Here is a 21,663-nt window from a genome sequence, read left to right on the forward strand (position 1 = left end):
CCCAGATCCGCCCGGAAACGCGGCTAAGAGACACACAATCGTCACACTGGGTCGCTGCACGTCCTCATTCGGGTCGCCCCCCGGCGGTCGCGTTGACGATGCGTGACGCGATGTCCCGCAGCTTGACGTTCCCCTTCTGCGAGGTGCGCACCAGCCGTTCGAAGGCCTGCGCGGCATCGATGTCGAGCCTGCCCATCAGGATGCCGGTGGCCTGTCCGATCACGTCGCGGGTGTGCATCGCCTCGGTCAGCTGTTCCTGTACGTCGGCGGCTTCGAGGGCGAGCCCGATGTGCGCCGCCACCAGCCGTCCCAGGCGAATCGTCTCGTCGCCGGCGAAGGCGTGCGGGGTCGCCGCGTGCAGGGTGAGCACGCTGAAGCGGTTGCGGTGGCCGCGCAGACGCAGGAAGAGCGCGGAACCGGACGACGCCGTGCCGACCGTACCGGCCGGGACGTCCCAACCGGCGGGCTCGTAGGCGTCGTCGGGGCCGGGGTTGCCGTCCGGGACCCGGAGGGCGGAGAGGTCGGCCACACGGGACACCGGGAACGACCACAGCTCCTCACCGGGCACCGGCAGCACGACCTCCGCGTCGCCGCCCCCGACCGTGTCGGCCAGAGCCCGGACCCGCCCGGAGCGTTCCACCAGGAAGAGGCCCGCGTGATCGGCCTCCGGGATCACGTCCCGGGCCAGCCGCACGGCGGCCCGCGCCGTCCCTTCGCGGCCCTCGGTCTCGTGCAGTTCGACCGCGAGGGAGGTCAGCAGCTCGGCCAGACCGAAGCCGGCCTGGGCATGGGAAATTTCGGGAATGTCGGACGCAGTCACCACGAACCTCTTCGGCGCGCACGGCCATGGACGCGACCGTGCCCGGGAGAGCTCCGCAGCACATTCCCGACTGCGAGCAAAGGACGAACAGACTCTATCCGTCCGTGTCGGCTTCTGTCCTGCGGTGAAGCCGTCACGGGCCGTCGTACCGATCACATGCCGGCCACTCGACCGGGCCGCACCGGCGTGGTCCAATGGAGGTCCCGGTCAGGAAGTGGCCCCACCGACCACGACGCGCACCGACTGGCGTCGGCCTCGGACAGGTGAGCGCTGTGCCCTTCCGTCTGACCCTGATCCTCCACGACGCACCCCACTGCACGCGGCGCTGCCTGCTGTTGGCCATGCCCGGCGAGATCGACCTGGCCAACTACGAGGAGCTGTACGCGGAGATGCGCGCCGCCGTGGACGCGCTGCACGCCCGTATCGACAGCCTCGTGCTGGACTTCACCGGCACGGCGTTCATGGACAGCCGCGGTGCACGCCTCGTCTCCGCGACGCGGGAGTATGCGGTGCGGTCGGGCGTCGCGGTGCGACTGGCGGCGGGCGGCACCCCGGAAACGGGCGGGGTGGCCTTGCGGGTGATCACCCTGACCGGTATCCGCAGGGACGTACCGGTGTACGGGACGGTGCTGGAGGCGGTGGAGGGGGTGGACGAACTGGGGCTGGAGCTGGGGGACGCGGGCGGCTGGTGAGGGCCGGCGGCGTACCGGTGCTCAGGACCGGGTCACCGGGCACGGGCCTACGCGCCCGCGTCCCCTGCCCGGTCGCCGCTCGTCGCCTCGATGCCCCGGATCAGTACGTCCAGTGCGTTGTCGAAGTCCCGCCCGTACATCTCAGCGACCGTGTCGCCGCCGCGCGCCTCCATCACCTCCGTGGAGTCGCGGAGCAGTTGCGACCCCGCCAGCTCTCCGGCGATCACACCCATCGCCTCCCGGTAGAACTCGTCCGCAGTGACGCCCGCCTCCGCCGCGAGCTGGTAGTACTGCGCCTCGCTGGTGGCGAATCCGTAGACGAACTGGAAGACGGCCGCCATCGTTCCACCCTGCCGCTCCTTCGGGACACCGGTCTTGCGCATCAGTCGCAGCGCGGCGTCGGAGAACGCCCGCATGCACGGCCCGATGTTGAGGAAGCGGCCCATCAGGGGTGCGGCCCAGGGGTGCCGTACAAGCATCTCTCGGTATCCGTGGGCGAGTTGGCGCAACTGTACGCGCCAGTCGGTGTCGTCCTCGGGGTCGGGGAGGTCGAGCTCCGCGGCCACGTGGTCGACGGCGAGTTCGAGGAGGTCGTCCTTGTTGGCCACATACCAGTAGACGGACATCGCGGTGACGTGCAGCTCGGCGGCAAGGCGGCGCATGGAGAACTTGGCGAGCCCGTCGGCGTCGAGAAGGGCGACCGTCGTGGCGGTGATCCGGTCACGGTCGAGGCCGGCGTCGGCCCCGCGGTCGGCGTCGGCGGCCCGGCGGCCCCTACCGGCGGCGGGTCGGTCGGCTCCGCGCCCGCTGCCGTCGGCGCTCCCGGCCCCGTCGTCGTCCCGGGGGCCTGCGTGGTGGCTTCCTCTGCCGTCCTTGCCCCCGCCGTCGGCGCCGCCTGCGCCGCCTGCGCCGCCCCTGGTCGCGCCGCCCCCACGAGGCGTCTTCTCGGCGAGCCACACGCTGCTCGGTCCGGGCTTCTTGACGCGGTCGGCCGCGGGCACCATGAGCCACTCTCCTCGGTTCTGCCCCGTCGGGCGGGACGACCGACGGGACGGCAGGCGGGACGGACCGTGTTGTTCCGGTTCGTCCCGCCCGATGGTATGCCGCGGACTACGCGGACGGTACGGGCACGGAGGGCCCTGCCTGCGGCGGAGCGGCGGAGGCCTTTCGTTCCGCCCGCCACAGCAGCAGCGCCGCGAGCAGCCCGCCCGTCAGTACCGCCGCCGCACCGACCAGCTGGCTGGTGTCCAGCCCCGCCGCGAACGCGTCCCGTACCTGTCGCCGCTCCCCTTCACCGTTCGCGGAAGCAAGCGCCGCGGGCAGCGACACCGCTCCGGCCGCCGCCGGGAAGAGCGCGGCGAACCGGGAGTTGAGGACCGCGCCGAGGACGGCGACGCCGAGTCCGTTGCCGAACTCCGCGAGCGTGCCGTTGACCCCGGCGCCCACCCCGGCCTTCGCCGGCGGGATCGCGCTCATGATGGCGTTGGCCATCGCGGGCCCTGCGAACGCGATACCCGCGCCCATCACCACCAGTCCCGCCAGCATCCCTTCGTAACTCCGGCCCCCGAGCAGCGCGATCCCCGCGAGCCCGGCCGCGATCAGCGTCATGCCGAGCGCGATCGTCCGGGGCGTGCCGAGCCCGCGAAGCAGCAGAGCACCCACTCCGACCACGTTGAGCACGACGACGCTGACAGCGAGCGGCGCGATGCGCAGTCCGGCCTCCAACGGCCCGAACCCGAGCACGAACTGGAGGTGCTGGGTGAGGAGGTAGAGCGATCCGCCCATGCCGAAGGCCACCAGGATCGACCCGGCGACCGCGCCGACGAAGCGCTCGTCGCGGAAGAAGTGCATGTCCAGCATGGGGTGTTCGATACGCAGTTCCCACAGGACGAAGGCGGCCAGGACGACCGCTCCGACACTCGCCGCGACCAGCACCTGCCCGGAGGCCCAGCCGTGCTCGGGCCCGGAGATGATCGCGTACACCACGGACGCCATTCCCACGGTGGACAGCAGCGCGCCGAGCAGGTCGGGCCGCTCCCCGGCCCCGCTTTTCGATTCCGGTACGAGGGCGAGGACGGCGACGAGGGCGAGCACCGCCACCGGAATGTTGATCAGGAAGATCGCACCCCACCAGAAGTGGTCGAGCACGAGCCCGCCGAGCAGGGGGCCGGCGGCGAATCCGAGGGAGCTGACGGTGGACCACAGCGCGATGGCCCGCACCCGCTCGTGCTCGTCGAAGACCTGGACGATCACGGCCAGGGTGGTCGTCATCAGCAGCGCTCCGCCGATCCCCATCCCCGCCCGCGCGGCGATGAGCTGGGCGGAGGTCTGGGCGAGGCCCGCCGCGAGCGAGCCGAACCCGAACAGCACGAGTCCGGCGGACAGCATCTTCTTACGCCCGTAACGGTCGGCGGAACTGCCGGCGGTGAGCAACAGCCCGGACTGGACGAGCGAGTACGCGTTGATCATCCACTGGATGTCGGCGCTGGAGGCGTGCAGTTCGGTGGTGAGGGAGGGGATCGCGACGTTCAGGACGGTGTTGTCGAGCAGCACGGTGAGCTGGGCGAGACAGATGACGCCGAGGATCAGCCAGCGCTGCGGGTGGTTGCCGCCGGGAAGCGGCGGGGCGGGCGTCTTCTCGGCGGTCGTCGCCGTCATCCGGGGGGCTCCTCTACGGTGTACGTCTTGGTTGCTGTACACCGTAGAAGAGACTGCTGTACGCCGTACAGCAGTTTTCCCGCGCGACGGCCCTGCGGAGCGCCCGGAGCCCTTCCCGGCGCAAAAAGCCATGGCGCCCGCAGCCCCCGAAACACCCTCACAGCCCCGGCGCCCACGCCCGAAGCATCCCTGAGACCCCTCGCTCCGAAGCTCACGCCTTCGGCATGATCGGGTACGCCGCCCGCGCCCCGAGACGACCGCCCCGAGGCTCACGCTCCGGCTTGATCAGGTGCCCCGCCCGAAGCTCCCCCCGAGACGACTCGGCCCGAAGCTCACGCCCCCGGCTTGATCAGGTACCCCGCCCCGCGCCGGGTGTGGATCATCGGCACCCTCCCCGCGTCGATCTTCTTGCGCAGGTACGAGATGTAGAGCTCGACCACATTGGCCCGCCCGCCGAAGTCGTAGTTCCACACCCGGTCGAGGATCTGCGCCTTGCTGAGCACCCGCACCGGGTTGCGCATCAGGAAGCGCAGCAGCTCGAACTCCGTTGCGGTGAGCCGTACTTCCACCTCGCCCCGCCACACCTCGTGACTGTCCTCGTCCAGGCGCAGATCCCCCACCACCAGTTCCGACGCGGGCCGCGCGAGCACGCGCCCACGCCGCTGCGCCGCGCTCCCGCCGGTTCTCCTGATCAGCCCTCGCAACCGCGCCACGACCTCCTCCATGCTGAACGGCTTGGTCACGACGTCGTCGCCGCCCGCGGTCAGTCCGGCGATACGGTCCTCCACCGAGTCCTTGGCCGTCAGGAACAGAACCGGAACCCCGGGCAGGTCCGCACGTATGCGCCGCAGTACGGCCGGCCCGTCCATGTCCGGAAGCAGCACGTCCAGCACCACGGCGTCCGGCCGGAACTCACGCGCCCCCCGTACCGCCGCCGCGCCGTCCCCGGCACTGAGCGTTAGCCACCCCTCGTACCGCAGCGCCCCGCACAACAAGTCGGCCAGCGATGCCTCGCCGTCCACCACCAGCACCCGCACCTCCTCGCCGCTGCCGGACCCGCTGGCGGCACGGTCGCGACTACCGCTGCGGGGACCCCCTCGCACACCGGCACGCCCCCTGCTCCCGGTGCTGCTGTGGGTACTTCTGTGTGTCTCGCCCGCCCCAGGTGCATTCGCTGTCCGCATACGGTCACCCTGGCCGGGATCGGTGAGAGCACCCTTTTCCGTCCCTGTGAATCCGCTGAGAAGCCGGCCCGCCCCGGGTGGACAACGACCCGTTCCGGACTCGCGGAATAGGTCCGCCGACCTCCCCGTTCCCCCCACATGACTTCCGACGCACCTGCCTCCCGCCACACCCGGACGTACGGCCTCCTCGGTATCTGGAGCGCCAGCCTCCGCCCGACCACCCCGAAGGGCCGACTCGAACTGACCGACGCGGTCACGGAGTTGGAGGACCTCGGTTACGGCACGGTGTGGTCCGGCGGGAGCCCGTCCCTGGACGACGCGGCACCGCTCCTCGAAGCGACGAGCCGGATCAAGGTCGCCACGGGCATCGTCAGCATCTGGGAGCACACGGCGGAGACGGTCGCGGCACGGATCGCCGACTTCGAGTCCCGCCACCCCGGCCGCTTCCTGCTCGGCCTGGGCGTGAGCCACGACGCGCTCGCCCCTCAGTACGCCCGCCCGTACGCGGCGATGGTCGCCTACCTGGACGCGCTCGACGCCGCCCCGGACGCCCTCCCCGCCGATCGCCGGGTCCTGGCCGCCCTGGGGCCGAAGATGCTGAACCTGGCCGCCGACCGCGCGGCGGGCGCCCATCCGTACCTCGTCACCCCGGAGCACACGGCGCAGGCACGCGAGGTGCTCGGCCCGGACGCGTTCCTCGCCCCGGAGCTGACGGTCGTCCTCGAACCCGACCTGGACCGGGCCCGCACGGTCGCCCGCACCATGCTCGGCTTCTACCTCACCCTCCCCAACTACACCAACAACCTCCTCCGCCTCGGCTTCACCGAAGCCGACTTCGAAAACAACGGCAGCGACCGCCTTCTCGACGCCCTCTTCGCACTGGGCGACGCGGATCGCGTACGGGCGAAGGCAGAGGAGTACTACGCGGCGGGCGCCGACCACCTGGCCCTCCAGGCCCTGCCGACGAACGAGGGACAGTCGGCCCTCCCCCGGGCGGAGTGGCGGGCGCTGGCCAAGGCACTGCTCTAGCCGGCACAGAACAGGACCGGAACACACACGGTGACGGACGCGGATTACGGACCCCTACGGTTCCGTATTCACCCGATTCCGAAAAGCCGGGCCCCGTTGCCGTAACAGACCGCCCGCAGCCATTCGTCCCCCAGCTGGAGCCGTTGCAGCGACTCCAGCTGGTGCAGGTATCCGTACGGGATGTTCGGGAAGTCACTCCCCAGCAGAACCCGTTCCCCCAGGTCCCGCAGTCGCCCCAAATCCGTTTTGGGGAACGGCGCCATCCGCTCGCTGAAGTCCGTGAACGCCATCGTCGTGTCGAGCCGCACCTCGGCGTACCGCTGAGCCAGGTCCAGAAAGTCGGCGTACTCCGGCATCCCCATGTGCGCCACGATCAGCCGAAGCCTCGGATGCCGCGCCAACAGTTCCCCGACGGGCCCCGGCCCGGTGAACTTCCCCGGCGCCGGCCCCGAGCCGCAATGCATCACCACCGGAACCCCGGCCTCCGCGAGCAGCCCCCACACCGGCTCAAGCAACGGGTCGTTGGGGTCGTAGGCCCCCACCTGCAAGTGCGCCTTGAAGACGCGGGCTCCGCCTTCCACAGCCCGTCGCACGTACGCCTCCACCCCGGCCTCCGGAAACAGGGTCGCCGTCCGCACACACCCCGGCGTACGCGCCGCGAACTGCCCGCCCCACCCGTTCAGCCACTCCGCCATGCCGGCCTTGTGCGGGTAGATCATCGAGGTGAACCGCACCACCCCGAACTCCCGCAACAGAGCGACCCGTTCCTCTTCCTCGCAGCGGTAGGTGATCGGCCACTCGACACCGGTCATCGGCCCGACGGCATCGAAGTACGCCCACACCTTCTCCAGCACCCGGCCGGGCATGAAGTGCGTATGCACATCCACCAATCCGGGAACCCCGAGCCGTCCCCAGAAGGCCCGTACCTGCGCTGCCTCATCTGCACTCGTCGTCATGCCGGGCACGGTACGTGCGCAGGACCGGTGGATGAAGTGGCGCGTTTTCCACAGGGGTTGAGCTGCGTTCTTGCGTGAAGTGTCTGCTCCATAGACGCTTCATTCAAGATCGAGCAACTTCCGGTACGAGAGGGCCCGAAGCCGCAACTTGGATTTGCGACTTCGGGCCCGTTTTTGAATCAGCTGCACGAGCACGTAAACCGGCGCACCGTCCGGCGCACAGCCAACTTGCCGGATGCACTGGTGCTTGATCAGCATCCGCAGGCAGGCGTGCACACGCGCCGTCGAGAGCCCCGTACGCGCCGCGATCTCTTCGAGCCGGTACCGCGCCTCGCCGCCAATCAGCGCCGGAACGATGAACGCCGCCACAGCGTGGACATCCTCGGTGACCACCAACTTCCGTCGCCGCCACACGTCGAGAAGCTCCTGCGGAGTGACCCCGGGCTCCCGACCGGCTTCCTGCCGCCGCGCACCGAGGGTGCCCAACGTCTGCGCGATCTGATGCAGCGCGTCTGCCATGGATTGCTGTGCCTGGCAGGTCTCCCGCTGGGCCCGCGCGATCTCCGTCAGCAGCTCATTGCTGCGACGCGCATGCCCGACACGCTCCGCCTGCATGGCCACCAACGCCTCGTCGGCCCGCAGGTTCCGCTCCTCCAACCGAACAATCGCGTCGATGACCTCGGGCGGCATGACGCACGCGGGGCCACCGGCCGGAACAAGCTGCTGTGCCGGGGCCGGTTCAAGGGAGTACGACCCGTCACGCTGGATGGTCGCGATGACCTCGGCCACCCACTTCTTGAATGGCTGGCACTCCGGTTTTGTGCAGCCGTTGACGAGGTTGATAAGCCCCTGGAGGTTCACCATCTTCATCGTCGTGCGCAGCCCGTGAGCTGCACCTTTACGCGCGGGGGCTAGTCCATAGCCCCCGGGTGCAATATCTCCGAGCAGCAGCTGGTTGCTGTCTTCGACGTGCCAACGGATCGCCTGCCGGGGATTCGAGTACCCCAAACCGCTGGCTACGTCCTTTGCTGGAAACCAGTGCGTCCCGTCCCGCAACGTCACCCGCCGGACACGTGCGCCCGTCGCCGCGTACACGAAGTCCCCGACCTCGATCGCGTCCGGCTTCCGCTCCGTCACCTCTTCCGGCGACCCATTCTCCTCCTCGTACATCGAGCATCACCTCCACCCCGGAAGTTGACACACGGGACAAACCAACTGGCCCGGAAAAAGCCCAAGTTCACCCGAAGGACTGCTCGGCTCTCTCATCCCGCCCCAGCGACAACCGCGCCGCGCCTCATCCCGCACCTCGCTCCACCCCTCAGAACAACCCCTCCTGCACCCCCGTCTCCGTCCCCTTCTCCACCCACTTCACCGGCACCGTCACCCCATCCCCCGTATCCCCCCGCTCCAGCCCCCACCCCGCCAGCAACCGACTGTCCACCACCACAGCACCCGGCGCTCCCGACGCCCCCGCGCTCTCCACCTCCAGATGCAGGTCCGGCCCCGCCACAGCCACCACCCGTCCGGCCACACTGCCCCCGGCCACCAGCTCGCGCACCACACCCGCCACGCCCCCGGCCGCCACCAACCCGTCCAGCCCGAACACCCCCGCATGATCGGCCACCTCGCAAGCCACCACCTCCAGCGCCTCCGGCCACCCCGCCAGACCCGCCGCCCGCGCGTGCAACGCCTCCACCTCGGCCGCGCGTTCCGCCGGCCCCGGCAACGCCGCCCGTATCGCCCGCTTCTTCGCGTACGGGATCCGGTCCGGCACCCCGAGCCCCGCCCGCAGCAACTCCTCGCACCTGCGCGCGGCCATCAGCGGCCCCCGTCCGAGCCGGCTGAACGCCACCGCTCCCTGCTCCAGCAGCCGGGCCGGCCCCCGGTCCTCCCGGGTGATCCCCACCTTGACCATCCCCGGCCCGAACCACGCCAGGTACACGGCGTAGGGACGCGGATCGTCGGCCATCGTGTCGGCCGCCACCGACCTCGACCGGTCCAGTCGCGCGCAGTCCGCACACTGCGCCTGGGTGGCCCTCCCCGCCACCGGCGCCGCGTACGGGCACGCGTTCCCCCGTACCCCCACGCACCGCCGCTCCCCGACCACCCGGAAGCCGATCTCCCGCCCGTAGGCGTTTCCGCCGCCCGGCGCGGCCCCGTACGACAACGGACTGACCGGGCCCGCCCCGGTGGCACCCGCGCCCGGCTCCCACCGCAGCGCCGGCTCTCCGCCCGCCCAGCCCACCCCCGCACTGCGCCACTGCCGTTCCATGCCCCCAGTGTGTCCCCCACCACTGACAACGCCCCGCCCCGACCGCGGGCCCCAGTCCCACCCGCACATGAAAGAAGCCCCCCGGACCATGTCCGGGGGGCTTCTCCGCTGTGCACTCGGCAGGATTCGAACCTGCAACCTTCTGATCCGTAGTGATCTGAAGGGCGTCCATGGGTTCCATGAGTTCCCCAGAGAACGACTCCAGACCAGGTCAGAGGGCCTCTGACCCGTCCCGCGCACCCAGTCTGTGAGACGCGCGTGAGATGGGCGGCGCCGCCCGGTGGTCGCACACCGGACGGCGCCTTGATCCCGACACCTTCTGATCAAGGAGTCCAGACCCATGCAAGAACCTACCCGTGCCCTGCGCACGGTGACGATCCAGACGGCCGACCACGGGGGCGTCACCTTCCCCGAGCCGGGATGGTGCCTCGGCGACCATGAGGTCGGCGGATACCGGGCCGATCTGTCCCACACGGGCCGTGAGGTTCAGCTCGACTACGACGACGAGGCCCTTCTCCTCGCGTCGTTCGTGCAGGACCCGTTCGCGACCCGCGGCCCCCGCACGGTGGGCCTGTACGTCGAGCAGACCGGCTTTTCCCGGACCCTGGACCCGGACGAGGTGGACCAGTTCGCGGACGCGCTCGTGAGCCACGCGACCGTCCTGCGCGCCCTTCCCCGGCAGCTCGCCGCTCTCCGTACCTGGGAGGGCCAGTGAAGCGGGACCCGCTCGAATGGGGCGCCCTCGTCGCCGTCCTCGTCGTGCTCGCCTCTGCGGAGTACGACCTCGCCCGGGCCTGCGGGTTCGGGACCTACGTCGCTGCCGGTGTGCCGGCCGCACTCGACATCTACGCCGTGCGCGCGCTGCGGGCCGGTCGTGACGTCCTAGTGGTCGTCGTCGCGCTCATCGCGGTGAACGCAGCCGCCCACCTCGTGACCGCGGAGCTGCTGCCGGTGAGTTGGCCGCTGGTGGTCGCCGTGTCGGCCATCGCGCCGCTCGTGCTGTGGCGGGTGCACTGCCTCGGCGACGGCCACCAGGCGCCCGCGCAGGACGTCCCCGAGGTGCTGCCGGAACCGATCTACGTCAAGCCGGAACCGGCCGATGCAGTCCCGGTTCCGCAGCCTGTCGACGAGGCCCCCAAGGTGCCCGTGCTCGGCCCATTCACGCCCGTCGGGGCGCTTCTCGCAGCATCGGCCGGAACCAACGGCGGAACCGGCACTGACCAGCCGGAACAGCGACAGGATTCCGTACCGGAACCGCGCCCGGAACCAGCGGAACCGGTGATCGGTTCCGGCGGAACTGGATCAAGTTCCGACGACGCTCCGGAGCTGCCCGCGGGGGTGTCTGCCGAGCACGTGATCACGGTGCGGACGTGGCTCGCGGTCGAGCCGGAACTCACCGGAACCGAGATCGGCAACCGGCTCGGCAAGAGCGACAGCTACGGGCGGCGCGTGAAGCGCGCGGCCGGGGCCCCGTCGTGATTACCGGCGCCCTGCTGGCCCTGTGCTTTCTGGTCTGCGCGCTGCTCGCCCTCGTCGGCCTGCTGCTCGTCGTGCCGCGCGACGTTCCCCCCATCACGGGGACGTGCGCGTTCGTCATCACCCTTGCGGCGCTCGCCGTCGCCATCCTCACCCGAGGCACCGCGTGAACCTTTTCGACTTCACCATCCCCACGTACACCGTCGTCTCTCTCGGCGGTGTCACCGTCGGTCTGTCGCTCCTCGGCTGGGAAATTGTCCAGTGGTGGCCGGGCCGGAAGCAGGCCATCAAGTTCAAGCACCTCGTACGCCTCGTTCCGTTCCTCCTCACGTGGGCTTACGGGATGCTCCTCGTCCTGTCCGCCGGCGGGCTGCTCGGCGCCGGTGCGGACTGGAGCATGTGGGGCACGTCGGAGATTGGTGACGCGGTCCTGAAGTACGGGTTCGGTAGCCCCACCCCGGACGTCACCCGCACCTCGTACCTCGTCCTCACGCCCGGCGGGCATGCGGTCGTGGCAATCGCGACCATGCTGCTCGTCGCGGTGTGGGTGAAGCGGCGCGGTTTCAACTTCATGATCCTGCGGGCGATCCTGTCCGGGATCAGCCTGGGTCTGGCGTCCGGCATCGCGGGCCTCGTCGGCTACGTCCTGTCGCCGGTGGTCTCCACCCTCGGGGACCTCGTCGTGGGGCTGCTGTGAAGGGCGTCGCGCCGGTCGTCGGCGCGTACGAGCGGCTCGTCCTCGGTACCGGTCTGCTGCTCCACGGGGCGGGGGACTGGCTCGCCCCGGCCGACTCGGGGACACGGTTCCTGACCCGTACCGGAGGGGTCGCGGGCGGTGTGCTGTTCGCCGGTCTGCTGCTGGAACGGGCGCCGCACCTCGTGTTCGTGGCACCGGTCGCGTGGGCGGTCGCCGCGTGGCGGGTGTCCGAATCGTCCGCCACTCCCCCACCGCTCCCGGAAACCCCTTCCGGTGACGTTTTCGCAGATGGGCCCGAGCGTCTCTCTCATGTCGAGTGGAGCCCGGAAGGGGTCCGGTGCACGCTGCACGTAGTGCGGGACGAGGTGAACGGACCGTGATCCGCACCCTGTTGACGGCGCTCGGCTACGAGCAACCGACGCTCCACTACTGCGTGAGCTGTGGCGGCCACTACCCGATCGGCCACTTCTGCCAGTGAGCGCACAGCGGCCCCCGATGACCGGAGACAGTTCACGGTCATCGGGGGCCTTCTGCTGCCCACGGTGGCGCACGCGCTCGTGCCCGTGGGCCTCGGCACGGCCGCGGTAGCACCTGGGGGAACATGCCGCGGCCGGCCAAGCTCGCGCGGGCGCCTGCCCTGTTGTGATCGCCGTCGGGCAGGCGCCCGGCCACGGGAACGGCGGCTCACGCCGGGCGGGCCGCCGCTCCCAGTCTTAGGACCGCCTCGCCCGTGACGGCCGAGGGGTGGGGCACTTGACGTGCCAGTACACCGTCATCGCTGCGGCGGAACCGGCGTCCACGGGGTACGTCGTGTGCTCCTCGCCCTGCTGGATGGGCTGCTGACATCTGCTGCAGAGTCTCGTCACGGCTTCCACTCCTCCTTGCATCCGGTGCACGACCACGCCTCGCAGTCGAGGTTGTGCGCCCCCTGTTGGCCGCGGGCGTACCCGACGTGGTGGGCGCCCGTCTCGCGGGTGAGAGTCACTCCGCACCACACGCACGCCCACCCGTGGCGCTGCGCGGGGACCAGGTCTACGGCGGCCGGTATCGCCCGCGTGGGGGGTGCGGCGACGGCTTCGGGGTGCGTCTTGCAGGCCCTCGGGAACCAGCGGCCCGACGAGTCCAGGCGGACCCGCTCACCGAGGTCGACGGCGGTTTCCGCACAGAGGGTGATTCCGCACAGGACGCAGTCCGCGCCGCGGAGCTGGCGTTGCGACAGGTTGTCAACGGAGGGGATGCGGGTTTCGGATGACCGTGATGTGTGCGCGTGAGTGGCCATGCACAGGACCGTAGGGAGACGCGTTTCTCAGGATCGGCCGTGTTTCTCGGTGTTTCTCACGTGCCCGTCACGGTTTCCCGATGTTGCTCACGCGCTCTCAAGCCCGGCCCCGGTGCGGGCGATGATGTGGTGTGCGGCCCGCCCGTCGACCGCCGCGGCGGCCAACGCGTCCCATACCTTCCGGTACAGGGCGATGTCCTCTGCCGAGTCGAGCCACATTTCCGCGTGCCAGGATTCGGCGATGACAAGCCGGTCGTCGTGTATCCAGAAGTCGTCACCGGACGCCACCCGCACATCGGCGGTGAGCGGGATGATGCCGAGCCGGACGGTAGAGAGACCGTTGACGGACATCAGACGGTCCAACTGGTCGGCCAGGATGCCCGGGGAGCACACACGGGCGTGCAGGGCCGCCTCCCCGATGAGCACGTGGTAGCGCTTGTCCTGCGCGTACAGCCCTTCCTGACGGCGCACACGGGACGACACCCCGGCTTCGATGTCGCGGACGGCCCCGTGGAGCTGGGCGTACCGGCCAAGCACGGAACGGGCGTATTCCGACGTCTGGAACACGCCGGGAATCACGGATGCGCTGAAGCCACGGAACACGCGGGTCCTCTCGTGCTGGGCGCCGAGCGCGTCTTGCACTGCCCGGTGTCCGCCGGCCAGTTGGCGCCGCCAGGAACGGTACGTCGACTCCAGTCCGGCGAGCCTGCCTTTCAGCTCGACGGCCAGTTCCGGGCGCCCGACCCCGCGCGCCCACGCGTCAAGGTCGACGGGCTTGGCAGTCTGCTTCCCGTTCTCCAGCTTGGACACCTTGGAGGGCGCCCACCCGCACTCTGCGGCCAGGCCGCGGACAGTGAGACCGCCCTCGGTGCGCAGCTCGCGTAGCCGCACTCCGAGGGCGTTCCGGGCCTGCTGAAAGTCGGTGCTCACATGGGGGAAGCTACCCGCCGGGCGAACTCCTCGTAACGGGTGGCGTGGTGCCAAGCTGCGTCCCGTGCCTGGCAGGCCCGCACGACGGCCGCCGGATCTTCCGTGAGTTCCATCCTGCGTTCGGCGTTGTCCCAGTTGAAGGCGGCCAGGACGCGGGAGTCGAACAGCCAGAAGTCGAAGTCAGGCAGCTGGAGTTGTTCGGCCTGGCCGCGGGTCATGTACCGGATGTCTTCGCCGGCGGCCAGGTTGTCGGGGGTGGTGGCCAGGAGGTACCGCTGGTTGTCGGTAGGCGGCTCGTCGATGAGGCGGACGCGTTCGATGCGCTTGCCCTGCCCGGTCTGTGCGCGGGCGTTGGCGAACCATGGCCCGTCGGTGTCCGGGGGCGGCTGGATGCCGTCGAGGAACCGGCGGTACTCGTCGGTGCCCGTGTCGGCCGCGTACTCCCGACGGGTCTCCAGCCGCCAGGCCGTGTGACGGAACCCGGTCTCGAAGAAGTCGACGATCCGGTGGGCGGATACGGCGTCCAGCAACGTCACTCCTTGGGCGCGAAGTTGACGAGGAGGGCGCGGTCGACGACGACGAGGGTTTCCCCGGAGAGCGGGTTGACCATCTGCGCGATGTCCTCGGGGTCCGCGATCTTCCCTTGAACCAGGACTTCACCGGTGTCGAGATCCTCATAGAGGGTGGGACACTCTCCGGTCTTCGAGTTGGTGCCGAGCATCCGTAGCCTGCGGGCCATGGGGTTCCCCTCTCGGTGGTGGCCGACCTGGTGACGGCTTGCCGAGAAGGTAGCGGGTGGAACGAGAAACACGACAGGGCACACGAAAGCGCCCGACCCTCACTACGAGGACCGGGCGCCGGGGTGGGTCTACGAGGCCGCGTCGAGACGGCCGATCGCGTCGTCCAGCGGTGACGACTGCGGGCCGACCACCAGTTGCCGGGCGAGCGAGTACGTGTGGTCAAGCGGGAGCCCGCGGGGGTGCGCGTCCGCGATGCGCCGTACAAGGCAGTGCAGGACCGGCCCCGGCTCCAGTGCCACGTGCCGCACGGTGCCGGTCTCCACACGGGAATTCGCGGGTGACCCGTCCCATCGGGCGGTGACGTCCGGGCGGCCGGGAGCGTCCCGTACGGCCGCTATGGAGAGCATCCGGGCGGCCTCGTCCACGGCGGCCGTCCGCGCCTCGCACGCGGCCACCAGGGACTCCAGCGCCTTACGTGCGGCAACGTACTGGGCCGCGATGTCGTCGAGGGTGTGCGCGTCGAGGAGCTGCTCCGCGCGGTCGATGGCCTCGGCACGCGCCCGGGTGGCGGCGGCCGTGCGGGCCTGCTCTGCCTTGCGGTCCGCGGCGTCCTTCCGCAGGCGTGCAAAGCGGCTGAGCCCGCGTGCCTGCTCGACCTGGTCCGCGGTCACGGCCTCGTCGCCGGACCGTACGCGCTCCTCCAGGGCGGCGAGCGTGCGGCCGGCCTCGGTCGTCTCCTGCGTCTGCATGGTCATGCTGCGCTCGCTTCCTGCGTGATCGGCTGGCGGTTCTGCCCGTACGCCTCACCGCGCGCGGCCTGGCCGAGGGCCTGCCACTCCTGCGGGGTGTACCGCAGTGCGTCCATGAGTCCCGGAACGCCGTCGGCCCTGTTCGGCACGGCGCCCGGCATGGTCGTCATGAGGTCCGCGGCCATCTGCCGGATGCCGCTCTGGCCCACCAGGGCGGCGGCCAGGGCGATACCCAGGAGTTCACCAGCGGGGGTCGCGACGGCGCGGCCCTGGCGGAGCGCCATCACGCTGACGGGCGACGTGTTCTGCGCCCGGAACCCGTACCGGTCGGACGGCCACGGAGTGTCGGGGCTCCAGCCCAGCTCACCATTCAGGGCCACGCCCGCGGCGGCGGTCTCGTGGATGGTCGCCTCGCGGTTAGCGGCGGCCTGCACGAGGGCCTCCACCGCGGCCATGACGCCCTTCACGGCGGTGATGAGCGGCTCTGTGGAGTCCTCGGCTACGAGGGCGCGGATGTTGTCCCCGGCGGCGGACGCACGGGCGTCCAGATCGGCAGCAACGGCCGAAGTGAGCTTCCGTTCCGCGGCCGTCACCCGCAAGTCGGCAAGGTCGGCCAACTCGCGCTGCTCGCCGATCTGCTCGGCGGTCACCGTCTCGTCGCCGGATCGGACCTGTTCGGCCAGGGCTTCGACGAGGGCGCGGGCCTGTTCTGCTTCCGTACGGGCGGTGTCGAGGGCGGCGCGGGCCGCGGCCGGCGTCACGCTGCACCCTTGCGGGCGGTGCGGGCCATGTGCGCCCCGACCTGGCGGCGGCGGACCTCGGAGAGGGTGAGCCATCCGGCGGTGCCGAACAGGGCGGCGTCCGCGTCGAGCTGCTGCTGATGTTCCTCGCGCGCGGGGCGGGCGGCCTCGTCCGCGGCGGCCTGTTGCTGGGTGTAGTGCGCGGCGAGTGCGCTATTCAGGTTCGGGCTGCGCTGCTGGTCCTGGCTTCCCACGGGGGTGCTCCTCGAATCGGTAGCGGTCGAGGTCGCGCCTGGTGGTGACCCAGTCCCGGCCGACTCGCCATGCATCGAGCCGGCCGGAACTCAGGAGATGCGTCGCCCAGCGCCTAGAGCACTGAAGGACGCTCGCAACCTCATGCGCCCCCACCATGTCGCCGTCTCCAACTTCGCTTCCTCGTGGGGAAGTCGGTTCGTCAGGGACGGGTACGGCACCCTGTGCGGCCCCGTGCAAGGCCCGCAGGAAGCTGCGGGCCTCAGGGGTGAGTGCACCCCCGTTCGTCCTCGTCTGGTCAGCCAGATAGAGGGTGGTCGCCGCGAACACGGTACTGACGAGGCGGGCGGGGACGAGGACCGCACCGTCGCCCCCGACCAGGTCCTCAGGCGGCATCCCGCGGCCGTTCCAGCGCGCTCAGGACGAACGGCCAGTCCGACGGGTACCAGACGGCCGTCTCGATGCCCTCGGGGAAGCGCTCCACGGGTGGCTGTGCGTCCGCGCGGCGGCGGCCGGTACGCAGCCACACCAGGAGCACGCGGTCGTTCTTCGTGAGGATCAGCGACGGGTCGGCGGTCCGCTTGTTGGCGGTGATCTGGTCGTACACCTGCCAGCCGCGGGACTGTGCCTTGCGGGTGACGCGGTCGTTCCATTCGAGTTGAGCGATACCGAGCTTCACGGGTGATCCCTTCGAGGTGGTGTCGCGTGCGCGCGCACGCGTGAGGAGGGTCGCGACCGGACGCGAGCGGAGAGAGGCTTCCTGCGCGCGCATACGCGCGGGAGTGCAGGAACCGGATCCCCCGCGGCCTGTCAGCGGGTATTGGCGGCGGCGCGGAAGGTGTCAGGCAGCGCGCTGACGTGGCCGTGGAGGACGGGGCACGTGTCGTCGTGCTCGATGCGGGCGTGCATGACTCCGGTGCCGTCGGTGGCGAGGTTGACGGCTTCGCCGTTGCAGTGACTACACCTGTAGTGGCTGACCATGGCGGCGAGGATCTCGGCACGTCCGGCAACAAGGTCTGTGCGGGCGGGCTGGCTCATGGGGCTCCGATCGGGGTGGACGAATGTGGACGTGGACAACGTGGACAACGTCCACAGGGGGGCGTCTCGCTTAACGCGAAAGAGAATTCATGTCCTTTTTGTTTATGTATGTAGTTATTCGGAGGCGGTGCGAGTGATCACGACGGGCGGGTGTGGACGGTGTCCACGTGTCCACACCCACCGACGTGTCCACGTCGTCAGTCCGTGACGGGACAGATCTTGTTGTCCTCGGTGAAGATCCATCCATTGGCCTCGGCGTCGTCGATCGCCTGCGTCAGGTATTGGCGGTCGCGGCTCGGGAAGGCGCGGTTCAGCTCCCCGTACGTGATCCCTCCGAGGCGGGACGCGTGCTTCTTGACGAGGCTGGCGCGGCGGAGGCGGGAACGGTCCACGTCGATCTTCGCCAGGTGCGAACGGACCTCGGTGTGCACCTTCGCGTCCTCGGCTGCTTGGCGCTCTGCCTCCGCTTCCCTGCGGGCTCGGGCCACCAAGCCGTCCCGCACGGCGCAGGACGTGGCCCACACGGTCTCGGCGAGTGACCAGTCCTCTTCGGTCACGGCGAACCGGTTCCCGTCGAGGAGCGCGAAGAGGGCGGCTACCTTGACCTTCATCAGGCCTGCGTGTCCGTCGAGTTCGGCTACTTCGACTTCCCCGCGGCCCCGGGCCACTTTCTCTTGCCAGAGCATCCGGCGGATGCGCTCGGGAAACGTCACTTCCACGGGGTCGGCCGGCTGCATCTGTCCGGGGTGCTTCGTGATCTCTCCGGGCCATTCCACGGGCTCGTCCGGGATGGACGGGTCAGCGGCCCATGCCCATAGGAACCGCTGCGGTGTGCCCGTACGGGCGTCGGCCAGCAGCGGCAGGGCGGTGCTCGGCTGGAAGCCCACCAGCAGGCCCATGCTGTACGACCCGGTGGCAACGAACCGAGTCCGTTCCTCCGACGCGTTGGTCTGGCCGAGGGCTTCCCCGACTGCGGCACGACGGATCGTCTCGGGCAGTACGGAGCCGGTCCGCATGGCCAGCGTGACGAGCGTTTCGCCCTCGTCGACGTAGACGTACAGGTTGTGGCGGACCTGCTTTCGCACGCGCTTCATGACCGGGTCGCCCTTGCTCGGGCCACGCTGGTAGATCTCGCCGGTGGGTTCCTCCACGGTGCCCATGAATGCCTCGGCGATACCCTCGCCGGTGCCGATCGGGAGGCCGTCCCGGAACTCCGGGTCATGGGCGGGCATGAGGACTCGCGACAGGGACGACCCGGAGGACTTCCCGGTGCCGGCCCCGCCCACAAGCGCGGCGAACAGGTTCAGGGAGGCGGGGCTGCCGATGCCGGTAACGGCCTTGATGTTGTGGGAGATCATCCCGGAGAGCCGGGCGAGCGTGGTGTAGAGGAGCACGTCCGCCGAACACGCGCGAGAGTGTGCTGCCTGGCGGATGTGGCGGAAGACAGGGCGGGCCTCGTAGAAGTCCGGGGGAAGCAGGCCCAACGGCGTCTGCGACTCGGTGGAAGCCTGCGGCGTCTCTTCGCGCGGCGCGGCTCCCCGCTCGGGTCCCAGCAGCGCTGAGAAGTCGTTGCGAACGTCTGTGCGGGCCACGGGGGGCCATGGGTGCCGGGGCTCGGCCATGCCCGCGCGGAGCCCTGAGTCGATGGTGGCGAGCGCGCGTCCTTCCGGGTGGTTGCCCGCGCGCGCTGCCGACATAAGGTCATGGCGGGCCTCGGCCTCGGTGAGCGCTCCTGCGCCCACCAACGTCCCCAGACTGAATGCGGCGGTGTTGATGACGTTGTTCTGGTCACCGTCCGGGGCTCCGGTGATCGCGTCGCATTCGGCTTGGACTGCCTTTCGGGTGTACGCGTCGTGGCGGTCCGCCGGGATGACGATGTTCGTCGCCGGTGCGCGCAACGGTCCGGGCCGCTCCTGCAACGCGGTCAGCAGCCATTCCGGGGCGGGGGCCGGCGGGCATTCCGCGTCTTCCAGGCTGTAGACGACCCCGGTCGCGTGGACCGAGCCGGGGCCGATGACGTAGGCGTTCCCGGCTCGTACGTCGCCGTCGAACTTGCCCTTGAGTGCACCGAGCCCGTTGCCGAGCTTGGCGCATGCCGGGGCCCAGTAGTAGTCGTGGTGGCCCTTGCCGGTGTGGACGCGCATGGTGGGCGTGTGTTCGTGCCCGAGGGCGTTGGCGACGTCTTCCAGGGCTCCGGGGCGGTCGCTGTCCATTACGAGGAGCTGCGCGCCGTCGGGGCCGGTGCACGGGCCGATGCTCACCCCGACGTTCCGGAGGCCCGCCCCGAAGATGCGTTGCACCTGCTTGTCGTCGCGGGTGTGTCCGGTGGTGAACGGAACGGCCGGATGCTTGCCACGGTCGGCGCAGGTCGCCGCGTCGTGTCCGCGGCCGATGCCGGTGCACTTCTCAGTGCCCGGGTGGTCCGCGGGGAAGACTGAGAAGCCGTGCCGTACGAGCCACAGTGCGCCGTTGAGCGGCGTCACGGCGGCGGCGGTGCTGTGCTCGGTCACGTGCTGCGCTCCATCTTGCGTTTCGCGACGTCCTCGGCGGTGGCAAGAACGTCGGCGATCCAGCGGCGGGCAGCGGCGCGGACGGCGTTCGCGCTCGGCTGCTCTTCGAAGCTGGCTCTGATTGATCCGAGGGTGAGTTCACGGCGGGCGCGTTCGCGGAGGAGCTGCGCCCGGAGTTCCTCGGGGGTGGGGATGGCCGGCCACTGACCGGGGAGACGCCCGGAGGCCCCCGACACCATGACGTCGGAGGCTCCGGGGCGGTGCACGGTCGTCACCGAGCGGCCTCGGCGTCGAGGGTGGCGAGGTGGTTCCGGAGTGCGCGCAGGCGGGGAATGAACTGTTCAAGGTCCGCGATCAGCCGGTCCGCACCGGCCACGTCCAGGTCGTCACCGCTGCTCGGCTCGGGGTAGACCGCGAGAACCGCGCCAGGGTGCGCGGGGTCGTCGCTGGTACAGATCTCGGCGGAGATCAGCGCACTCTTGGCCCCAACGCAGGTCACCGTGTACGACTCGGCGCCGGGGTCCAGCGGGTCACCGTCCGCGGCGTCAGCCATGTTCCGCACGTCGTGCGCGAACGCGTTGGCCCGAGCGGCGTACGCGCGGGCGGCGTCCGATGAGTAGAGCTGCCCGGTGCCGCACGAGGAGAGGGAGATCAGGGCCTCCCCGGTCACCTCGTCTACGTAGGGGACGGCGCGGAGCAGATCCGTGCCCCTCTGCTCGAACTCGGGCAGCGCCGGGAGGACCGCCTCCGAGGCGCTCACGGTCTGGCGTGCCTGGCCCTGGTGGACATCGCCGGGGAGTGAGGCCTCCTTGCACTCGACGCGAAGGTGAAGCAAGAGGCGGGCCTCGTCGAGACCGATCTGCCTGGGGTCGTAGGCCATGCGGACCTTGTCGTCGAACTCGCGGAACATCATCGGCACGCCCTCGTCCAGGTCCGCCTCCTCGATGTGCGCGACCTTCCGGGCGCGGTGCTCGGTGTGCTCGCGGGGCGTCTCGTCGTCGGCGAGGAACGCGGCGACAGTCGGGAAGTTCGCGTCGACGGACCGACGAACGGCCTCGTGCTTCGCAGCCTCGATCGCGCGGGCAATCGAGGTGGTGGCGCGGAGGGTGCGGCCGTACGGCGTGTAGGCGTGGTCGGCGTCGGCGAGCAGCTCGCCGAGCGGGGGTTCAGGTACGGCAAGCGCGGTGGTGATCTGCGTGGTGGCCGTGGCAGAGTTCATGGTGAAGCTCCTTCGGCGGCGGCGCATACGGGTTCACGGCCCGCGCCGCCGTTCGGCTATTCAGGGATGGATGGCAAGTGCTTCATGGCCCTCAGCTAGGCGTTGGCGCGCCTGCTGGGGGCCGCCTTCATGCGGCTTCGAGGAGACGGACGAGCGACGCCGTCACGACGCGCTTCCTGGCACCGAACGCCAAGATCCGCACGGGCGCCTCTCCGCGCTGGATCAGCGCGTACAACTGACTCCGGGAGATCCCGAGCGCAAGTGCTCCGCGGCTCACGTCAACGGTGGCCGGCCAGCTACGAACTTCCGTGAGCGTCGGCATAGCCCGCTGCGCGGAAGCCAACGAGGTTGCAGGGATGGACACTTCAGCTCCATTGGAAGCTTGGGGGTGACTGTCTTTCCATAGCTTCCAACGCCGTCGC

27 protein-coding genes are annotated in these 21,663 nt (G+C 70.2%); 7 read left to right on the plus strand and 20 right to left on the minus strand.

Features of this window, described 5'->3' with window-relative positions; translation table 11 throughout:
* Positions 1–64: 64 nt before the first annotated feature.
* Positions 65–820, minus strand: coding sequence for an ANTAR domain-containing protein (locus tag HNQ79_RS18160; RefSeq protein WP_185032298.1), 756 nt, complete (start codon positions 818–820; stop codon positions 65–67).
* Between the two features lie 272 nt (positions 821–1,092).
* Between HNQ79_RS18160 and HNQ79_RS18165 the strand changes: the two genes are divergently transcribed.
* Entirely contained in the window at positions 1,093–1,512 is a 420-nt protein-coding gene (locus HNQ79_RS18165; RefSeq protein WP_185032300.1) for an STAS domain-containing protein, read from the plus strand.
* A gap of 47 nt (positions 1,513–1,559) precedes the next feature.
* Here HNQ79_RS18165 and HNQ79_RS18170 read toward each other — a convergent pair whose 3' ends face one another.
* From HNQ79_RS18170 to HNQ79_RS18180, 3 genes are all read right to left on the minus strand, one after another.
* Entirely contained in the window at positions 1,560–2,516 is a 957-nt protein-coding gene (locus tag HNQ79_RS18170) for a TetR/AcrR family transcriptional regulator (RefSeq protein ID WP_185032302.1), read from the minus strand.
* 106 nt (positions 2,517–2,622) lie between these two features.
* Positions 2,623–4,170, minus strand: coding sequence for an MFS transporter (locus HNQ79_RS18175; RefSeq protein ID WP_185032304.1), 1,548 nt, complete (start codon positions 4,168–4,170; stop codon positions 2,623–2,625).
* A 332-nt stretch (positions 4,171–4,502) separates the two neighbouring features.
* Complete coding sequence (locus HNQ79_RS18180) at positions 4,503–5,354, minus strand: response regulator transcription factor (protein WP_185032306.1); 852 nt, start codon at positions 5,352–5,354, stop codon at positions 4,503–4,505.
* Between the two features lie 138 nt (positions 5,355–5,492).
* Between HNQ79_RS18180 and HNQ79_RS18185 the strand changes: the two genes are divergently transcribed.
* A complete protein-coding gene (locus tag HNQ79_RS18185) occupies positions 5,493–6,383 on the plus strand; it encodes an LLM class F420-dependent oxidoreductase (protein ID WP_185032308.1) in 891 nt (296 codons plus the stop codon).
* A gap of 68 nt (positions 6,384–6,451) precedes the next feature.
* Here the strand turns inward: HNQ79_RS18185 and HNQ79_RS18190 are convergent, their stop codons facing one another.
* From HNQ79_RS18190 to HNQ79_RS18200, 3 genes are all read right to left on the minus strand, one after another.
* Positions 6,452–7,339: an amidohydrolase family protein gene (locus tag HNQ79_RS18190; RefSeq protein ID WP_185032310.1), complete on the minus strand. Its 888-nt coding sequence runs from the start codon at positions 7,337–7,339 to the stop codon at positions 6,452–6,454.
* Positions 7,340–7,438: 99 nt separating this feature from the next.
* Positions 7,439–8,509, minus strand: a complete 1,071-nt coding sequence (locus HNQ79_RS18195; protein ID WP_185032312.1) for a BRO-N domain-containing protein — start codon at positions 8,507–8,509, stop codon at positions 7,439–7,441.
* A gap of 148 nt (positions 8,510–8,657) precedes the next feature.
* Positions 8,658–9,611, minus strand: a complete 954-nt coding sequence (locus tag HNQ79_RS18200; RefSeq protein WP_185032314.1) for a DUF2797 domain-containing protein — start codon at positions 9,609–9,611, stop codon at positions 8,658–8,660.
* A 340-nt stretch (positions 9,612–9,951) separates the two neighbouring features.
* On the opposite strand from HNQ79_RS18200, the gene HNQ79_RS18205 reads away from it, so the two are divergent.
* Genes HNQ79_RS18205 through HNQ79_RS18225 form a run of 5 tightly spaced genes read left to right on the plus strand, consistent with a single transcriptional unit; the run spans position 9,952 to position 12,164 of the window.
* Positions 9,952–10,326, plus strand: coding sequence for a DUF6907 domain-containing protein (locus HNQ79_RS18205; RefSeq protein ID WP_185032316.1), 375 nt, complete (start codon positions 9,952–9,954; stop codon positions 10,324–10,326).
* Positions 10,323–11,090 (plus strand): hypothetical protein, encoded by a 768-nt coding sequence (locus HNQ79_RS18210; RefSeq protein WP_185032317.1) that lies wholly within the window; start codon positions 10,323–10,325, stop codon positions 11,088–11,090. The genes HNQ79_RS18205 and HNQ79_RS18210 overlap by 4 nt, the downstream gene beginning before the upstream one ends.
* A complete protein-coding gene (locus HNQ79_RS18215; protein ID WP_185032720.1) occupies positions 11,087–11,257 on the plus strand; it encodes a hypothetical protein in 171 nt (56 codons plus the stop codon). Before HNQ79_RS18210 ends, HNQ79_RS18215 begins: the two co-directional genes overlap by 4 nt.
* Entirely contained in the window at positions 11,254–11,784 is a 531-nt protein-coding gene (locus tag HNQ79_RS18220) for a hypothetical protein (RefSeq protein WP_185032319.1), read from the plus strand. The genes HNQ79_RS18215 and HNQ79_RS18220 overlap by 4 nt, the downstream gene beginning before the upstream one ends.
* Positions 11,781–12,164 carry a hypothetical protein gene (locus HNQ79_RS18225; RefSeq protein WP_185032322.1) on the plus strand — a complete coding sequence of 128 codons (384 nt, stop codon included), beginning with the start codon at positions 11,781–11,783 and terminating at the stop codon, positions 12,162–12,164. The genes HNQ79_RS18220 and HNQ79_RS18225 overlap by 4 nt, the downstream gene beginning before the upstream one ends.
* 482 nt (positions 12,165–12,646) lie before the next feature.
* Here HNQ79_RS18225 and HNQ79_RS18230 read toward each other — a convergent pair whose 3' ends face one another.
* The 13 genes from HNQ79_RS18230 to HNQ79_RS18290 all read right to left on the minus strand — a co-directional run bounded on the left by HNQ79_RS18230 (position 12,647) and on the right by HNQ79_RS18290 (position 21,518).
* Entirely contained in the window at positions 12,647–13,063 is a 417-nt protein-coding gene (locus HNQ79_RS18230) for a hypothetical protein (RefSeq protein WP_185032324.1), read from the minus strand.
* Between the two features lie 87 nt (positions 13,064–13,150).
* Positions 13,151–13,993 carry a helix-turn-helix domain-containing protein gene (locus HNQ79_RS18235; protein ID WP_185032326.1) on the minus strand — a complete coding sequence of 281 codons (843 nt, stop codon included), beginning with the start codon at positions 13,991–13,993 and terminating at the stop codon, positions 13,151–13,153.
* Positions 13,990–14,523: a DUF6879 family protein gene (locus HNQ79_RS18240; RefSeq protein ID WP_185032328.1), complete on the minus strand. Its 534-nt coding sequence runs from the start codon at positions 14,521–14,523 to the stop codon at positions 13,990–13,992. The genes HNQ79_RS18235 and HNQ79_RS18240 overlap by 4 nt, the downstream gene beginning before the upstream one ends.
* Positions 14,524–14,525: 2 nt before the next feature.
* Positions 14,526–14,732, minus strand: a complete 207-nt coding sequence (locus tag HNQ79_RS18245) for a hypothetical protein (RefSeq protein ID WP_185032330.1) — start codon at positions 14,730–14,732, stop codon at positions 14,526–14,528.
* Positions 14,733–14,861: 129 nt separating this feature from the next.
* Complete coding sequence (locus tag HNQ79_RS18250; RefSeq protein ID WP_185032332.1) at positions 14,862–15,488, minus strand: hypothetical protein; 627 nt, start codon at positions 15,486–15,488, stop codon at positions 14,862–14,864.
* The gene (locus HNQ79_RS18255) at positions 15,485–16,243 is read right to left on the minus strand and encodes a hypothetical protein (RefSeq protein WP_185032334.1); all 759 of its coding nucleotides are present in this window, start codon (positions 16,241–16,243) and stop codon (positions 15,485–15,487) included. The genes HNQ79_RS18250 and HNQ79_RS18255 overlap by 4 nt, the downstream gene beginning before the upstream one ends.
* The gene (locus HNQ79_RS18260) at positions 16,240–16,476 is read right to left on the minus strand and encodes a hypothetical protein (RefSeq protein WP_185032336.1); all 237 of its coding nucleotides are present in this window, start codon (positions 16,474–16,476) and stop codon (positions 16,240–16,242) included. The genes HNQ79_RS18255 and HNQ79_RS18260 overlap by 4 nt, the downstream gene beginning before the upstream one ends.
* Before the next feature lie 383 nt (positions 16,477–16,859).
* Positions 16,860–17,153 carry a hypothetical protein gene (locus tag HNQ79_RS18265; protein ID WP_185032338.1) on the minus strand — a complete coding sequence of 98 codons (294 nt, stop codon included), beginning with the start codon at positions 17,151–17,153 and terminating at the stop codon, positions 16,860–16,862.
* A gap of 131 nt (positions 17,154–17,284) precedes the next feature.
* Entirely contained in the window at positions 17,285–17,512 is a 228-nt protein-coding gene (locus HNQ79_RS18270; RefSeq protein ID WP_185032340.1) for a hypothetical protein, read from the minus strand.
* A gap of 197 nt (positions 17,513–17,709) precedes the next feature.
* Complete coding sequence (locus HNQ79_RS18275) at positions 17,710–20,022, minus strand: bifunctional DNA primase/polymerase (protein ID WP_185032341.1); 2,313 nt, start codon at positions 20,020–20,022, stop codon at positions 17,710–17,712.
* On the minus strand, positions 20,019–20,297 hold the full coding sequence (locus HNQ79_RS18280; RefSeq protein WP_229923249.1) for a hypothetical protein: 279 nt from the start codon (positions 20,295–20,297) through the stop codon (positions 20,019–20,021). Before HNQ79_RS18280 ends, HNQ79_RS18275 begins: the two co-directional genes overlap by 4 nt.
* Positions 20,294–21,241 (minus strand): DUF6907 domain-containing protein, encoded by a 948-nt coding sequence (locus HNQ79_RS18285; protein WP_185032343.1) that lies wholly within the window; start codon positions 21,239–21,241, stop codon positions 20,294–20,296. The genes HNQ79_RS18280 and HNQ79_RS18285 overlap by 4 nt, the downstream gene beginning before the upstream one ends.
* 127 nt (positions 21,242–21,368) lie before the next feature.
* Positions 21,369–21,518 carry a hypothetical protein gene (locus HNQ79_RS18290; RefSeq protein WP_229923250.1) on the minus strand — a complete coding sequence of 50 codons (150 nt, stop codon included), beginning with the start codon at positions 21,516–21,518 and terminating at the stop codon, positions 21,369–21,371.
* Positions 21,519–21,663 lie beyond the last annotated feature (145 nt).

It is taken from the genome of Streptomyces candidus (assembly GCF_014207445.1).
GTDB lineage: Bacteria > Actinomycetota > Actinomycetes > Streptomycetales > Streptomycetaceae > Streptomyces > Streptomyces candidus.

Bases quoted from the DNA above. Each gene is read 5' to 3' on its own strand.
- HNQ79_RS18170 (WP_185032302.1), bottom strand. From the start codon at position 2,516: ATGGTGCCCGCGGCCGACCGCGTCAAGAAGCCCGGACCGAGCAGCGTG.
- HNQ79_RS18175 (WP_185032304.1), bottom strand. From the start codon at position 4,170: ATGACGGCGACGACCGCCGAGAAGACGCCCGCCCCGCCGCTTCCCGGC.
- HNQ79_RS18180 (WP_185032306.1), bottom strand. From the start codon at position 5,354: ATGCGGACAGCGAATGCACCTGGGGCGGGCGAGACACACAGAAGTACC.
- HNQ79_RS18185 (WP_185032308.1), top strand. From the start codon at position 5,493: ATGACTTCCGACGCACCTGCCTCCCGCCACACCCGGACGTACGGCCTC.
- HNQ79_RS18190 (WP_185032310.1), bottom strand. From the start codon at position 7,339: ATGACGACGAGTGCAGATGAGGCAGCGCAGGTACGGGCCTTCTGGGGA.
- HNQ79_RS18195 (WP_185032312.1), bottom strand. From the start codon at position 8,509: ATGTACGAGGAGGAGAATGGGTCGCCGGAAGAGGTGACGGAGCGGAAG.
- HNQ79_RS18200 (WP_185032314.1), bottom strand. From the start codon at position 9,611: ATGGAACGGCAGTGGCGCAGTGCGGGGGTGGGCTGGGCGGGCGGAGAG.
- HNQ79_RS18205 (WP_185032316.1), top strand. From the start codon at position 9,952: ATGCAAGAACCTACCCGTGCCCTGCGCACGGTGACGATCCAGACGGCC.
- HNQ79_RS18230 (WP_185032324.1), bottom strand. From the start codon at position 13,063: ATGGCCACTCACGCGCACACATCACGGTCATCCGAAACCCGCATCCCC.
- HNQ79_RS18245 (WP_185032330.1), bottom strand. From the start codon at position 14,732: ATGGCCCGCAGGCTACGGATGCTCGGCACCAACTCGAAGACCGGAGAG.
- HNQ79_RS18250 (WP_185032332.1), bottom strand. From the start codon at position 15,488: ATGACCATGCAGACGCAGGAGACGACCGAGGCCGGCCGCACGCTCGCC.
- HNQ79_RS18270 (WP_185032340.1), bottom strand. From the start codon at position 17,512: ATGAGCCAGCCCGCCCGCACAGACCTTGTTGCCGGACGTGCCGAGATC.
- HNQ79_RS18285 (WP_185032343.1), bottom strand. From the start codon at position 21,241: ATGAACTCTGCCACGGCCACCACGCAGATCACCACCGCGCTTGCCGTA.